The 15,929-nt window shown below is 45.6% G+C and carries 13 protein-coding genes and 1 tRNA gene; 9 read left to right on the top strand and 5 right to left on the bottom strand.

Translation table 11 applies throughout. The features are described from left to right. Window positions 1-13: 13 nt before the first annotated feature. From AS194_RS02705 to AS194_RS02740, 9 genes are all read left to right on the top strand, one after another. Window positions 14-2,548 carry a hypothetical protein gene (locus tag AS194_RS02705; protein ID WP_058023941.1) on the top strand — a complete coding sequence of 845 codons (2,535 nt, stop codon included), beginning with the start codon at window positions 14-16 and terminating at the stop codon, window positions 2,546-2,548. Beyond that, complete coding sequence (locus AS194_RS02710) at window positions 2,548-2,781, top strand: hypothetical protein (RefSeq protein ID WP_058023942.1); 234 nt, start codon at window positions 2,548-2,550, stop codon at window positions 2,779-2,781. Before AS194_RS02705 ends, AS194_RS02710 begins: the two co-directional genes overlap by 1 nt. Continuing rightward, complete coding sequence (locus AS194_RS02715; RefSeq protein WP_058023943.1) at window positions 2,778-3,212, top strand: hypothetical protein; 435 nt, start codon at window positions 2,778-2,780, stop codon at window positions 3,210-3,212. Before AS194_RS02710 ends, AS194_RS02715 begins: the two co-directional genes overlap by 4 nt. Window positions 3,213-3,214: 2 nt before the next feature. Beyond that, window positions 3,215-3,349, top strand: coding sequence for a hypothetical protein (locus AS194_RS14005; RefSeq protein ID WP_264753425.1), 135 nt, complete (start codon window positions 3,215-3,217; stop codon window positions 3,347-3,349). Between the two features lie 54 nt (window positions 3,350-3,403). Continuing rightward, the gene (locus tag AS194_RS02720) at window positions 3,404-3,982 is read left to right on the top strand and encodes a hypothetical protein (protein WP_058023944.1); all 579 of its coding nucleotides are present in this window, start codon (window positions 3,404-3,406) and stop codon (window positions 3,980-3,982) included. A 79-nt stretch (window positions 3,983-4,061) separates the two neighbouring features. Continuing rightward, window positions 4,062-7,544, top strand: coding sequence for a tape measure protein (locus tag AS194_RS02725; RefSeq protein ID WP_058023945.1), 3,483 nt, complete (start codon window positions 4,062-4,064; stop codon window positions 7,542-7,544). 48 nt (window positions 7,545-7,592) lie between these two features. After that, on the top strand, window positions 7,593-8,207 hold the full coding sequence (locus AS194_RS02730) for a hypothetical protein (protein ID WP_058023946.1): 615 nt from the start codon (window positions 7,593-7,595) through the stop codon (window positions 8,205-8,207). Then, the gene (locus tag AS194_RS02735; RefSeq protein WP_058023947.1) at window positions 8,191-8,493 is read left to right on the top strand and encodes a hypothetical protein; all 303 of its coding nucleotides are present in this window, start codon (window positions 8,191-8,193) and stop codon (window positions 8,491-8,493) included. Before AS194_RS02730 ends, AS194_RS02735 begins: the two co-directional genes overlap by 17 nt. A gap of 23 nt (window positions 8,494-8,516) precedes the next feature. After that, a complete protein-coding gene (locus AS194_RS02740) occupies window positions 8,517-9,011 on the top strand; it encodes a glycoside hydrolase family 108 protein (protein ID WP_058023948.1) in 495 nt (164 codons plus the stop codon). A gap of 260 nt (window positions 9,012-9,271) precedes the next feature. Here AS194_RS02740 and AS194_RS02750 read toward each other — a convergent pair. From AS194_RS02750 to AS194_RS02770, 5 genes are all read right to left on the bottom strand, one after another. Then, window positions 9,272-9,348: transfer RNA gene (locus AS194_RS02750), tRNA-Ile, on the bottom strand. Between the two features lie 93 nt (window positions 9,349-9,441). Next, entirely contained in the window at window positions 9,442-10,254 is an 813-nt protein-coding gene (locus tag AS194_RS02755; protein ID WP_083499575.1) for a pteridine reductase, read from the bottom strand. 26 nt (window positions 10,255-10,280) lie between these two features. Next, window positions 10,281-11,459, bottom strand: a complete 1,179-nt coding sequence (locus tag AS194_RS02760) for a tRNA nucleotidyltransferase (protein WP_058023951.1) — start codon at window positions 11,457-11,459, stop codon at window positions 10,281-10,283. Window positions 11,460-11,623: 164 nt separating this feature from the next. Further along, window positions 11,624-13,942: an NADP-dependent malic enzyme gene (locus AS194_RS02765; RefSeq protein ID WP_058023952.1), complete on the bottom strand. Its 2,319-nt coding sequence runs from the start codon at window positions 13,940-13,942 to the stop codon at window positions 11,624-11,626. Window positions 13,943-14,293: 351 nt separating this feature from the next. Next, the gene (locus AS194_RS02770) at window positions 14,294-15,760 is read right to left on the bottom strand and encodes a protein adenylyltransferase SelO (RefSeq protein WP_058023953.1); all 1,467 of its coding nucleotides are present in this window, start codon (window positions 15,758-15,760) and stop codon (window positions 14,294-14,296) included. Between the last annotated feature and the right edge of the window lie 169 nt (window positions 15,761-15,929).

A 15,929-nucleotide genomic window follows, 5' to 3' on the forward strand; every position in this document is an offset into this window, starting at 1 on the left:
AAAGAGGTGATAAATGGCTAGTACGTTGCGCCTCATTTTAGAGCGGTATATTGCTGTACAACCAAAAGCTAATAAACTGTCATTACCGCTTGATAGGAATTTAGGCGATATAACGCGATATAAGTATGTTTTTGCCGGTGCGCTACCGTTGCGTTTAGAGCGATTAAGTAGCGAGCAGCCAAGTGCCAACGCTTTAAGTCTTGGTATGATGCAGCCGCTTGGCACAATAGCGCCACCGCTATACTTTATATCTAGCAGCTTGCCGTTACTTCTAACAGTAGCGACAAGTGAGCAGCCGTTATCTAGCGCCTTGCCGCTTAATATGAGCCGTAGACTTGGTACAGCGATTGGTGCGCCAGTTACGCCGCCTGATGTTGCTGATGATGTAAGTGTAGCGGTTAATGCGACAGCAGTGCTAACACCAACAGCCAATGCTAGCGTATCGGTCGCTGAGCTAGACAATTCGGTCAATATTACCGTTACAGCAACAGCTAGTTTGACGCCAGTTGCTAACGCCTCGCTGTCTGCTGAATTAGCCGAAGTTAATACAAATATAGCGATTACTGCTACCGCTACACTCAATCCAGTAGCGAGCGCAAAGGCAGAGTATGACAGCAACAATCCTAGTTTGGTCATGCTTGACGTATCTAGCGATATACAGCAATCAAAACTACAAGGCGTTGATAGGCGATCAGGCTTCGAGGCTAACGATAATCTAACGCAGCAAGTTAATACAGGCTGGCAACAATCGAAGCTTATAGGTACTGATAATCAAGCGCAGTTTGAGGCTAACGAGCAATTACACTCAAGTAGTCAAGTATCGTTTGAGCAATCAAAACTGATAGGCGATAGCAGCAAGCAAGGCGCTGAGTACCAGACGTTTATTGCTAGCAAGTCACAGCTACAATATGAGCAATCAAAGCTGGTTGGTCAAGGGCAGTGGTACAGCTTTGAGGCTATGGCTAAGCGTCAAATTGAGCGAGCGATACACGGTGAAAACGCCAAGCTACTCACTGATAAGCTAGGTACGTTTAGCGACTACAACCGATTTGTAGCGCAGCAGAAACGCTTACTTATTGAAACAGCTAGATTGCCATTTAGCAAATTGCGTTATGTAGCGCCTGATTTATCACAAACCGTTATCCTTAAACAGCAAATCATCGAGGGTTGGGAGTGTGGTAGCGGCGCATTACGTCACTATGTTTACAATGACGAATTAGCATTACCGATGACAAGGCGTATTGCTGACAGGGGCGCGTCCAGTCAGTTAGCCATGCCGATGACGATGCCGCATGGTGTGCTGATATTGTCAGCCATTGATGCCGATGCAATGGAAAATTATCCATGCAAACGTAAAACACTAGCCGTTAATCCTACGCTTGATGTTGTTACGTGTAAGCCAAAAGTGTTCGGTAAGTCAGCAGGTATCGCAGTCAATAGCCAAGCAACACTTAATGCTATTGCATATCTACAGTTAAGTATTAGTGATAAAAGCGATGCTTACGGTCAAGGAGTTATATTTGTGACAAACAGTGTGTCATTAGTGCGCTCCGATGATGGGCGTGAGATTAAGATGCTAGGCTTTAGCGTTGGCATTGATAGCAATAGCTATACATGGTCATTTAGCGCCACTGTGCCGTTATCTGAGTTATCAAAAGTCGATACAGCACATGAGCAGCGCATTGGTGTTGATTTCACTTGTAACGGCAACCTATGGCGCTTTATCTTAGATGATTGCAGTGATAGCGTGTCGTTTGGTGAGAGTAGCTTAACGATTAAAGGTAAGTCACGAGCCATGCTCTTAGCGCATCCATACGCAACACAGCGCGGCTTTAAGTTTGACACAGCCATGAGTGCCAGACAGATAGCTGATGCTGAATTAAACCGCAATGGCATAGCGTCAGGCTTTAGCTTAGATTGGCAGCTTGCAGGGGTTAACGGTTGGAATGTGCCAGCCAACACTTACAGCTACACGGGCAAAACGCCTATCAACTCATTGCAATGGATAGCTGAGGCAGCAGGTGGCTTTATCAATGCTGATATGAGCGCTGATATATTGCACGTACTCGCACACTATCCAATACCAAGTTGGGAATGGGCAGCGCAAACGCCTAGCATTGAATTGCCAATCTCATTAATCACTAGCCGTAGTCGCGGCCGTGTGAATAAACCCGCTTACAACGGCGTGACTATTTACGGTGAGAACGATAACGGTATCGGCGCTTTAATCAAGCGTACAGGCACAAGCGGAGGCTATCAGCCGACTATGGTCACAAGCGACCTAATGACGGACACAGCAGCCGCTATTAGCCGAGGTAAGATGATACTTAGTGACACAGGCGATATTGGCAACATCGGTATATCAATGCCATTGGTCGCTGATGTAGGCGTGTTAAAACCATCTACACTAATCGGTGTTAATGATGGTGAATCATGGGTTGGTATGGTCAGAGGCACGACTATCACAGGTCGATTATCGAGCAATCGAGCATTAGAGATTGACCAGTCTATTGATGTTGAAAGGCACTTTGATAAGGAGATTGTTTAATGGCAAGCGGCAACCTATGGCAGCTATTCAAAAACGTCACTGAGCAGGGTGCCAAGCAACTTGCGACCGTCATTGATAAGCAAGGCTCAAACTATACGGTAACGATGCAGGGCGGTGGTAATACCATTGTCCAATCCAGCGCCGCTTATGAGCTACAATCAAAAGTCTTTATTCAAAACGGTCAGATAGTAGCGCAAGCGCCCAACTTAACTTATGTAGAGATTAGCGTATGACAGACATTAAAAAAGACGATAGCGTCAAAACTATCAAAGTAGCAGGGCAAGAGATTGTAATCAACCGCGTTAAGGTTAAAAACTTGCACGAAGTAACGCGAGCATTTATGCCATTTGTTGCTGAGTTTGAGCGCATCGTGAAAGCCAAAAAAGGTATGCCAGAGAGTGAATTAATGGCGCTTATCGGTACATTTACAGATGAAACGGTTGTCTTAGCCTCAACACTGACAGACCAGCCGCCGAGCTTTTATAGAGAGCTTGAGCCGCTTGAAATGCTCACCGTCATGCAGGAGGTCGTCGCCCATAGTGGCGATTTTTTTATGCGTCAGATTTTCATTCCCCTAAAGCAGTTGGGGGCACAGCTACACTTACTTGGTACGACAGCTTACTACCATTCTACAAAATCGGACTCAGAGAATCCGACGTCTTAGATATGGTCTTTGGCGAATGGTGGGGCTTATCTAAAGCACTGGCTAAAGATAAGCAGCAAAGCATTAAAGATATGGCGCTTGCAATGCGAGTATCACAAGCGGATAGCAAAGGTTGGAAAGAGTTTATGAAAGACTAGCGTAACAAACCACAATCAACTAAGATTGAGTAAATATAATTTTGGTGATTGGTTATGAAAAAGCTATTAGCGGTAGGTTTGGCATTGATACTTAGTGGTTGTGGTGGAGGTTACGACAGTTTACCGCCACAGGTAAGCGACGGCAATGGCGGTACGATCGGTGCGGGCGGCACCTTTCCTGCAGACAAAGGCGACTGGAAGTATCGTAGCGTTAGTAATGAGGATGGTGTTTTTTCATTATCTGCCAGTATTTATGCTACTAATACCTATACTGTGCCAAAATATCCAAATCTTAAACAGCGCTCATGGATTGAGTTGGAAAAACGAAAAATGGCTGATGAAACGATATCAAAAAGATTTACTATTTTTGCGCCTGAGCAAGTTAAATGTACGCCAAGCTGTGACATTAGGATCAGGTTCAATGGCGGGATATCAGCTTACAGTTTTGAGCAAAGAGTTGATGGGGTGCTGACCCCAATCAATGAGCAGTTATCAGCTGAGCTATTTGACAAAACTACGCAATCTAATAGAGCTACTGTTTATCTGCCTATTGTAGGGTTATCAGATGAAGTAGAGTCTGAGTTTAACCTGAGAGGTTATGACGAAGATAAAATGAAATTTACTGACGAGTAGTGAATTAAACAAACTTAATTAAATACCCTTGCTAGAAATAGTGAGGGTTTTTTTATGTCCATAATTTGAGGTGCGCCATATGGCAGGTGATTTAGATTTTAGCGTACAGCTACGCGTGCTCAATGAGCAATTTAATAACGGCATCAATCAGGCGCGTGACAGATTTACGCAATATGCTCAGTCGGTGCAGCGCAATGTAGCGCAGATGAATACTGATACAGAACGCGCATCTACCATGCTTGCAGGGCTTGGCAACGTAAGCTCAGACAGATTGACGGCTGAGCTACGTGCAACGGCTGACCAGTTAAGAAATATGGGTGCAGGTGCCAATCTATCCGGCGATCAAATCGAGGCGGCTATGCAAGCATCAGCACTACAAGTTACAAGGCTTGGCAGACAATTAGAAGTAGCAAGGTCTGAAGCATTACGATTGAGTCAGACAAGCGCGAGTCCTGAAGATATTGAACAAGCAGCAGCTAATGTCAATCGATTAGAGCAAGAACTTGGACAAGCTCGAAGTGCCAGTGTTAGCCTTGCCAATGAGCTGTCAGGCGCAATGAACAGAGCGTCTAACACTGCTGACAATGCACGTAATGCTATCTATCGCATGGCAAATATTCGAGTGCCTGAGACGATACGTGGTGAGATTGATAGTATCAGCCGAGCTTTGGTAGATTTTCAGAACAATAGCGGCCGCCCTGCTGCTGAAATCGAGCGAGCAACGCGCGCAGCCGAGGAGCAGATCAGACGGCTTGAAAATGAGCTTAACGGTGTTGATGATACGATAAGACGGACAGACACCAGCACAGGCGGTCTAAGTGGCGGTGTCGATAGACTAAAGGGCGCGTTTGGTGGCTTGCAAGGTCTACTGGCTGCTGCTGGACTCGGCATTGGTGTGGCTGAGATTATCGAGACAGCGGACGCATTTAAGAGCTTGGAAGCTCGCATCAAACTAGCAACTGGCGAAGGCGCGGCTTTTGTCACAGGTTTTGAAGGCGTCAAACAGATTGCAAACGAGACATTTAGTAGCATCGAAAGCACTGGCGAACTGTTTGCTCGAATATCACAAGCGGGTGAGGATTTAGGATTAGCACAAACACAGGTTTTAGAAATCACTCGTACCATTAATGAGGCCATACAGCTATCTGGTGGTAGTGCTGCCAGTGCTGACGCTGCAATCACTCAGTTAATCCAAGGATTACAAAGTGGCGTAGTACGCGGCGAAGAATTTAACAGCATCATGGAGCAGGCGCCACGACTTGCTAAAGCAATGGCTGACGGTTTGGGCGTGACTCGTGGTGAGTTACGCGCATTGGCACAAGACGGTAAGCTGACATCAGAGGTGGTTATTAATGCGGTGCAGTCGCAAGGTGAAGCCATCGCCGGTGAGTTTGCAACATTGCCGAATACAGTTGCTAATTCACTACAGGTTGTTAAAAACCAAATATTTAACTTCATCGGTGAGATTGACGGCGCGTTAAATCAATCATCGAAGCTTGCTGAGGCGATTAGCTATATAGGCGACAGCTTGGAGGATTTGGACCCTAGCGTGGTTTCTGCCTTGACGGGCGTATTTCAGAATACGGTCGAAACAGTCGTCACGTTAGGTAAAGGAGTTAAGGGTGTTTATGACATCTTTGTTGATTTAGTCAATACAATAACAGGCGGGTCTGCTGATGCCGCTGAACAAGTCGGACTAATAACCGCAGCCCTCCATGGTCTGAATATATTTATCGGTTTTATTAAAGATGGATTTAGCGCAATTGGGGTCGCGGCTGGATTTGTTGTCGCTAGCCTATACGGAGCTATGTCAGACTTAGCAAACATCGCAGCGAGCATAACTTTTGGTGAGGTATCTGATGGCTTTAAGCGGACTGCTGATGAGCTACAAGCAAAATCAAAAGAGACGTGGGATAGTGCCGAACAGGATGTTTTAAACTGGGAGTCGTCAGGGGCGCAAGCCATTACCAACGCTGCTAAGACTGCAAAAGATCGCTTTGCGGAAATAGCGGCAGATTCAGAAGCAGCCTACAGAAAAATATCTGGAGATGCTGAGGCAACGGCTGAGCAACAAGAAGCGGCTCTTGTTAAATATGCGCTTGATAATATTAAAGCAAACGATAATGTTGTATCTGACAAGCTACGTGTTGAGTTGGCGGAAAAGAATCTACAAGCTGTCATTGATGAAACAGGTCAAGCAACAGTTAGGGCAATGACTGCCAGTGATATCGCTGCTACCGAAGCAGCTAGTAAAGCTGAAAAACTTAATGCTGCTTATGTGTCGATAGCTGAGAGTCTTGGTATTGGGCTTACCAGTAAGTACAAAGAAGTCAAAGCATCAGTGCTAGAGCTATCAGATAGTTTTGATGTGCTCACTGACTCAGGTTATCAAACAGGTGAGGTGCTGTTTGCTGCCTTGAACGACATGACCAATAAGGCTAAAAACACTGACGAGCTGCAAGATATTATCTTGATGTGGGAAGATTTAGGCAAGCAAGGTCAGCTTACAGGCGAGGATCTGGCAGCAGGTCTTGATTTGGCTAATGAGCGACTGGACGCGCTGACAGACGGCGTAAACTCAGTCAATGAGGCCTACAAAGTCTTAGGTCTGACGACACGCGCAGAGGCAGCAAAACAAGCTGAGGCGTACACGCAGGCATACGGCATCATTAAAAAAGACGGTGAGGCAACAGCAGGTCAGTTAATCGACGGCTTTAAAAAATACGCTAAAGCAGCAGTCGCAGCCAATGGCGATGTGGTGACAGCACAGCTCAAAACAGAGGCAGCGCAGCGCGGCTTGACTATCGCAGTTGATGAAACAGGCCGCGTCACATTTGAAAAAATGGGTCAGGCTAAGGCAGCAAACGATAATGTCACTCGCTCAGTCCACGGCATCAGAACAGCCTACGATGGCATATCGAGCAGCGCAGGTAGTGCAGGAAATAGCATGGTACGCGCTGCAAACGAGGCATCATCTGCTTATGATAAGCTGCAAGCTAAGATTAAGGCTGTCAAAGAGGCGCAAGCTGTTAAAAATGGCGATGAAACGTTACGCAACTTACGACAGTACGGCATGGAGAAAGCGCCCGTCCAAGGTAATCAGTTTGGATCAAAACTTGCTGTTGAGAACTTTTTAAAGTCTCAAGGCTTATCGGAAGCGACAGCGATTGAGGAAGCTCGTAAACTGTATGCCAAGCAAGGGACAAGAGACGGTGCGCTAAATGTTGCTAAGCTACAAGGTTATAAAGATGGTCAGGTAATGACGCCTGCTGACATTGAGAAGTTTAAAACGGCGTCAATGTACTTGTCTGAAATAGCAAGCAAGGCGCGTGATGCTGAGCGTCAGCGTGATAGCAGGGAAACCGCAAGGACGGCGACGGCTAGAATCAATACGCAAGAGTATGGACGCTTTGACAGTCAGCCGTCATCATCTAAGACGATTGATGTTAATTTCAAGCTCGGCGGTGCTTCGGCATCGCTTACTATGCCAGAAAATCAAGAAAACGCATTAATGGCGCTGCTACAACAGCTACAAGACAGCAAAGCAATCGCAGGTTACTAACAGCCACTCACTCGAGTGGTTTTTTTATGACTAAAATTAGGAGGAGTGATGCCGCATAGAATCGCAGCCATCGAAACCGTGAGGGCATTCGCACTCTCAAGCACTGGCACGGTGGCAGCTGTCACGGTTGGGCTTGCTGAGCAGCTAAATGCGCCACACAGCTATATGAACCTACAGTTGCCCTACTGGGTTTTTCTACTGTCTATGGTGCTACTTAACTTTATCGGTGCATTTTTCGCACTTAAAACAGACTATATGCAGTCAAACGGCACTAAAGCAGGTAACTTCTTTACAGCGGTAATGGCAGGTTTTGTCTTGTCTTTTATCGTACTACCAGTTGTCAATCCGTCGTCTAGCGTTGGACTCATGCAGATAGCTTCTTTTATTTCCGGTCTATCAGGCACCATCTTGCTGAGAATCGCTATCAACATAATGAACCGCCAAGACTTGCAAGACGCTATTGTTGATTTGATTGTGCAGCAATCCATCAAGTTTGCAGATATTGCGATCAAGCTGGTCACTGACCACGCTACAAAAGTATTAACAGCTGCTTTGGTAGGTGTTGTTGCATCACTTGTGTTGATACCAAAAATCAATACAGGTCTGGACAGTCATCCGATGTCGCAAGAGCAAGAGGAGGTGTCGAATGATAACCCTAATTAATTACTGGGTGCCGTTTTTTGGTTTGATATTGTGCCTAGTGGCTCTCTTTAATAAGCGAGTCAACACTAAGACAGACTTACGCATAGTGGTCGTTGTCATGTGGTTAATCGTTTGGATGACAGTTATCTATTACGACTATCCGTATGAGATTGACAAGGTAATATCTATTACATTCGTCCGTGTAATGATGCTTATTATCAACGCCTTATACATCTTAGAGGCGGCGAACTATATCAAAAAGCAGATACCAATAAGTCTAATCAAATGCAATAAACACGCCCCTTAATGGGGCTTTTTTTGGGGAAAAATATGAGTATTTTTGAAAGTTTGTTTAACAGATTGATGGATCACGAAGGCGGTTACGTTAACCATCCGAGCGACCCGGGCGGCGAAACTATGTGGGGCGTGACAAAACGTGTGGCTCGCGCTCACGGCTATAACGGCCCAATGCGTAGTTTGCCAAAATCCACAGCCCAAGCAATCGCTGATAAAAGTTATTGGCAGGCTGTAAAGGGTGACGAGTTGCCACGTGCTGTCGCTTGGCAGGTAGTTGATGCAGCATACAATCATGGCAACCGTAATGCTGTTAAGTTTTTACAGAGAGCTATTGGCGCAAGTGATGACGGCATCATAGGGCCGCGCACACTAGCGGCAGTCAAAGCAATGGATCAAAACGATATTATCCTACTGTTTAATGCGGAACGCCTAGATTTTTACACTCGTCTGCGAACATGGTCGACGTTTGGGCGCGGTTGGTCCCGTCGTATCGTCGGCAACTTGCGGTGGGCTGCTAAAGATAATTAACCACACTTAGCAATGTTTAGCTGCTATAATGACGATACCCTTCGAAGGTACGTACATATTTTTATTTTTGATAGCTTCAACCTCTAAGCCCGCCATTAATTTGGCAGGGCGTTTTTTTTGTGTCTGGAATTTGGTCTGATCCATTTTAAAAGTCTCAACAACGATTACTATTTGATTACTTTTTACATGCTGACGGAAAATAGCAGACAATAAAAAAGACCTTCAATCATTTGAAAGTCTTTAATGGTATAGCTTATATCTGGTGGGCCCAGTAGGACTTGAACCTACGACCAAAGGATTATGAGTCCTCTGCTCTAACCAACTGAGCTATGGGCCCTAACGTTAGACGCACAATGATACCTGATTTTTTGAATTTTTCAAGTAAAAGATGGCAAGTAACCAATAAATTTTTAATCGGTTTAAAAGCGCATTAAAAGCCACTACCAGCCAAAGTCAGGCTACGCCCCCCATCGATTGTGATAATTTCACCTGTGACATAGTGTGCTTGCACCAAGTACATCACACTGTGAGCAATTTCTTCAGGTTTGCCGATTCTTTGCATAGGGATTGAGTCGATAATATTGGTTTGTTGTACTTCATCCATGGCTTGGTCGCCATTGGGGTCGGGTAAGATATTGACGCCAGGTGCAACACCATTGACGCGTATGTCTGGTGCCAGCTCTAACGCTAGCGACTGAACCATCATTCGATGCGCAGCTTTTGCCATGTTATAGACCGTATAATTGTTAAACGGTCTATCATGCGCGTGAATATCCAATAAGCTGATAATACAGCCTTGCTGATGTTTGAGATAGGGCACTAGCGCTTGGCTCAATAGTAAAGGCGCCTTGGCATTGGTTAGAAGTAATTCATCCCACTGGGTATAATCAATGTTACCAAGCGGGCTTGGGTAGAACCGTGACGCATTGTGTACCAGTACATCTAGCTGTCCAAAGGCTTCTATGATATTTTTAACAAAATCCTCTAACGCTGCACCATGATTGACTACTGCCAAATCCGCAACAATAACCACTGCGCTATTAGCACGGCTTTTGTTAAGTTGGTCAGCTAAGCTATTAGCTTCTTTTTCGCTACGATGACAATGAATAATGACACGGTAGCCTTGAGTGTGCGCTGCTCTGATAATTGCCGCACCGATGCGCTTAGCGCTACCGGTTACCAACATCACCGGAGGTTGGATGTCAGTATTCTTTGATAGCAGAGTGTTAGGTTCTTGGTTCATAGTGACAATGTTTTTTAAAATGCTTTTTAATAGGTGTCATGCGCTTGTAAGTGTTCAATTCTGCTTTGACGTAAGGCTGCTCCGATGGCTGGCCCTTTAAGATCTGGTGCAATATCTGTCATACCGATTGCATGAAAGCTATTTAATGCTAGCATCATCTGACGGTGCTGTGTTGCCAGCTGTAAGACGTGACTGCACACAAGGAGCTGTGACAGCTTATCTGGCTCTTTATGAGCACCACAAGCTTGTATAAGGTCAATCTTTTTGGCAGCGCTCAGACTGTTTATCATGCTCAGCGTTTCGGCTTGCTGAGCGAATAGGGTAGCGAACTGCGTATGCGCTTTGGGGACTTTAGCTTTATTACCGATATCATTGATATCTCTTAGCGCTTTTGATTGGTCATGCGTATGTTCATTATTAAATAGTGACGGGGTCAGGCTGACCACTAACAGGGCCCAACGCTGCGGCAAGTTTAGGCGCATTTGGCCTGCAAAATATAATGCTGTCTGAACCGTCTCTCGTATATGAGTGTCCTCCCAAGCATCATGCAATGGGGCAAAGTACTCTGTAAGCGCACCAATCTCAAACAATTGCTGCCAGTATACTTGCGGTGATAGTTGCATCGTTGCACGGCTCGACTCTTGCCAGATACGTTCCGCACTCAAATGAGCAAGCTCTCCTGAGTTGACCAGTTGACGCATTAGGGTCAAGGTGTCTTCCGCAATGGTAAAACCCAAATCATAATAACGCCCGTAAAATCGAGCCGTCCTCAGCACTCGTAATGGGTCTTCGCTAAAAGCGCCAGACACATGGCGCAGTATGTGACTCTCTAAATCTTGTAATCCTCCGTAATAGTCAATGACATCGCCACTGACAGGGGTATCATCGGTGAGACTCACAACCTCGATAGCCATTGCATTGATGGTCAGATCACGGCGCTGCAAATCCTCTTTTAAACTAACATTAGGACTGGCATGTACGCTAAAGCCTTTATATCCTGAGCCTTGCTTGCGCTCTGTACGTGCAAGGGCATACTCTTCATGAGTGGTGGGGTGCAAAAACACAGGGAAGTCCGCACCTACTTGTTGAAACCCTGCATCAAGCATCTCTGAGACAGTTGCACCAACGACGACGAAGTCTTTATCTTTGACAGGTTGTTGTAATAGTTGATCTCGAACCGCTCCACCCACAAGATAAATTTGCATAAAAGCCTCTTCTTATTGAACCGATATCAGCGGCCCAATCGCAATAAATCAAAAAACCGCCCATGCGTGATGTGCATTGGCCGGTTTTAGTATAGCAAAAAGGCCCTGCCAATGGATGACAGAGCCCTTTTGAATCACATAATCATACGAAGTAGGACGTCTGATTATTTTTCGCTTTCTAAATCTTGTGCTTCAGTCACAGTCAATGCCGTCATATTGACGATACCGCGAGCAGTCGCTGATGGCGTCAAGATATGTACTGGCTTATTCGTACCTAACAAGATAGGTCCAATAGACGCACTGCTGGTTGCCGTTTTAAGTAAATTAAAGGCAATATTTGAGGCGTCAAGCGTTGGCAAGATCAGCAAGTTCGCAGCGCCTTTTAGTGGGCTTGATGGCATATCGTTTAGGCGGATATGTTCATTCAGTGCGGCATCTCCTTGCATCTCGCCTTCAAAATCAAAGTCGACATTCATGTCAGTTAGTAGCTCATGAACCTTGCGCATTTTGACCGCGCTGGCAAGATTTGAAGCGCCAAAGTTTGAATGAGAGACTAATGCAACACGTGGCGTGATACCAAAACGGCGGATTTGATCGGCAGCCAGAACGGTCATCTCAGCCAACTGCTCAGCGGTTGGATCTTCATGCACGTACGTATCAGCGATAAAGATGTTGCGATCTTGCATCAATACGGCATTCATCGAATAAAAATCATTGATGCCTTCTTTTTTGCCAATGACGCTTTCGACATACTTTAGGTGCATCTGGTAGTCACTAAAGGTACCACAAACCATACCGTCAGCATCACCGTTGTCAACCAATAAAGAACCAATCAACGTGGTTTTACGGCGAACATCACGACGAGCAAGCTCGATACTCACGCCGCGGCGCTTGTTTTTCTCGTAGTAGCCCTGCCAGTAGTCTTTGTAGCGAGGATCATCATCTTGGTTGACGATCGTGATGTTTTCGCCATCTTTTAGACGTAAGCCCAACTTATTGATGTGATCGTTGATGACTGCTGGACGACCAACCAAGATTGGCTGAGCCAAGCCTTCATCGACGACCACTTGTACGGCCAATAAGATATTATTGTCTTCGCCTTCACAGTATACGATACGCTTTGGCGCAGACTTAGCGCGTGCAAAGATAGGCTTCATAACAAACGCAGAGTTGTAGACAAACTCAGACAGACGCTGACGATATGCCTTCATGTCTTCGATTGGCAGTGTCGCTACGCCTGAGTCCATTGCCGCTTTGGCAACCGCAGAGGCAATCTCGATGATTAGGTTTGGCTCTAGAGGGCCAGGGATTAGGTAGTCACGACCGAAGCTTTTCATCGTCTCGATGTTTCTGACGTTGGTCGTAGGGGTTGCTTCAACGTGTGCCATTGCAGCGATGGCTTTTACGCAAGCGACTTTCATCTCTTCGTTGACGGTTGTCGCACCAACATCCAATGCACCCCGGAAGATGTATGGGAAACATAGTGCGTTGTTTACTTGGTTTGGATAATCTGAGCGACCTGTTGCCATGATGACGTCTGGACGTACCGCATGTGCCAATTCTGGCATGATTTCAGGTGTTGGGTTGGCAAGTGCAAAGACGATAGGGTCTTTTGCCATACGGCGAACCATATCTTCTGATAGTGTACCGGGCATTGATAGGCCTAGGAACATATCCACATCGTCCATCACTTCTTCGATAGAGGTAGCGGTTGTCTCACGAGCATAACGTTGTTTGGTTTCATCAAGGTTTTCACGACTAGTGCTGATAATGCCGCGTGAATCTGAAACAATAATGTTGTTTTTATTAACACCAAGCGCGCAAATGATGTCTAGACAAGAGATGGCGGCTGCACCTGCACCTGAACAGACAACTTTAATTTCTTCGATTTTTTTGCCAGTGATCAATAGCGCATTAAGCATCGCTGCGGCAACAATGATTGACGTACCATGCTGGTCATCATGGAACACAGGAATGTTCATACGCTCACGTAATACGCGCTCAATTTTGAAACATTCTGGTGCTTTGATATCTTCTAAGTTGATACCACCAAAGGTAGGCTCAAGAGAAGCAACAGCTTCGATGAACTTATCTGGATCATTTTGGTCAATTTCAATATCAAAAACGTCGATACCTGCGAACTTTTTGAATAGAACGCCTTTACCTTCCATCACTGGTTTTGATGCCAATGGACCGATATTGCCCAGACCTAGTACGGCAGTACCGTTAGTGATGACACCAACTAAGTTGTTACGTGCCGTATATTTAGAAGCGAGCTTTGGGTCTTTTTGGATCTCAAGACACGGTACAGCCACACCTGGAGAGTAGGCGAGTGCCAGATCGCGTTGGTTAGCCAGCTGCTTAGTTGGAGTTACTGAGATTTTACCTGGGCGTGGAAACTCATGGTAATGTAAGGCAGCTTGTTCAAACTGCTCTTTTTCTGTACTGAGGTTATCCGTATTCGAAGTGGTATCGTCATTCATAATAATTGCCATGGTTGGAATAAATTGGAATAAATTAAATGGTGATAAAAAACGTCTAACCCTCAGAAATAATTGAATGATTATAATCATCAGCAAAGGGCTTTGAACGTTAAATGACTAACGACCATCGGAATCACGGTCGTTGATCAAAAATCAGGTCAAAAAAGCAATCTAGCAAAAATAGTCATTCTACCATTATTGGCAATTCGCTGCCTAGTCGACCGTATGGAAGCCTGCGAATAATATAATAAAATGATATTCGTTATTTATCTGGTTGATAATGCCAAAAAACACAGACAAATATCAACCTTAATTTGATAATATTTCAAAATATTACAGTATACATCCATATTAAGATGAGCAGCTAATAGGCATTTGCGGTATGTTCGGCGCCGGTGTACTCGTATCGAGATCAGTCGCGATATCTTGGACGTGATAAGGATTAGCTAGCAGGCGATAGACACGATCGACTTCTTCAAACTGACCTTGCTCTGCGGCAGTAATGGCACGCTGCGCCATACTATTACGCAAAACGTACACAGGGTTATTGGTCTGCATATCATTAATTGCTTGCTCAGTTGATGATTGCTCAACCTGTGCCAGATAACGTATAGACCAATCTTGCCACACTTGCTTTGCATCACTGCTTAATTCAGTAGTCATGGTAGTCAGTAATTTTTGCTCATATGGGTGATCGTTCGGCGCGACCAAACCGAGGAGCGCACGGAAACTATTGGTATAATCGAGCAAGTTGTCTTCTAACAACGTTAACCATTCAAAAGCCAAGCTCAAACTCTCACTCTGGTGAGGCAGTCCAAGCTTGCGGCATAGACCTTGCTGATAATGCTGCATAAAGGTTGCTTCGTAAGGTGCCAAGCACTCAGAGAGCGTCTCACGGCTAATACCTTGCAGGCGCATAAAATGCGGCAGCCAAACGTTCAGATTCCAATGACCGATAGCAGGCTGATTCTGATAAGCGTAGCGACCATTATGGTCAGAGTGATTGTTAATCCATGCAGGATTGAAGCGCTCCATAAAGCCAAACGGCCCGAAATCCAAAGTGCTACCTGTAATAGATAAGTTATCCGTGTTCATCACACCATGTGCAAAGCCAATCAGTTGCCAATCAGCAATCATCCGAGCAGTGCGCTCAACGACTGAGGTCAAAAAAGCTACTATGGGCGCATCGCTATCGCGGCACTCTGGATAATAAGTATCAATCATATAGTCGGTAAACTCACCCAGTAAGTCAGGTGCAAAGCTGGCAATCCATTCAACATGACCAAGGCGAATATGGCTATCAGCGACACGCATCAATGCCGCACCCGCTTCGATACGCTCACGGCGCACTCTCGTATCAGAGACAACAAACCCCAACGCATTAGAAGAGGAGATACCAAGCTGCGTCAATGCGTGACCGCATAAGTACTCTCGAATCGTACTACGTAAGACCGCACGTCCGTCACCCATGCGTGAGTAGGGCGTCAGGCCAGCCCCTTTGAGGTGCAAGTCTTGTGGTTGTCCGTTGCTATCGAGCACTTGCGCCATCAGCAAACCGCGTCCGTCACCCAGTTGCCCAGCCCATTGTCCGAACTGATGACCTGCATATGCCATTGCCAATGGTTTAAAGTCAGATGGCACATATTGGCCACCCAATATCTCAACCCAATTGGTCATCAGATCTTCATTGTCTGCCCAACCTAATTGCTGTGCGACTTGGGTATTGAAGTGTCCAGCACGTGGAGTGTCCAGTGGCGTGGGCGGCTGCTCATGATAAAGGCGCGTGTCGAGATTGACATAAGTATTTTGATAACGCATACAGGCCGTTTCCATTAAAATATAAAAGTGAGAATGTCACTATAACATAGCACTCATATGGCATCGTTGCACTCTGTCCATCTCTTGTAATATCTAGCCAAAAAATAAAACTAGCTACTTTGGGTGAGCTGAGTTTAGTGGATTATAGTCGAACCACTATTAAAGTGTT

Origin of the sequence: Psychrobacter piscatorii (assembly GCF_001444505.1) — a bacterium.
Lineage (GTDB): Bacteria > Pseudomonadota > Gammaproteobacteria > Pseudomonadales > Moraxellaceae > Psychrobacter > Psychrobacter piscatorii_B.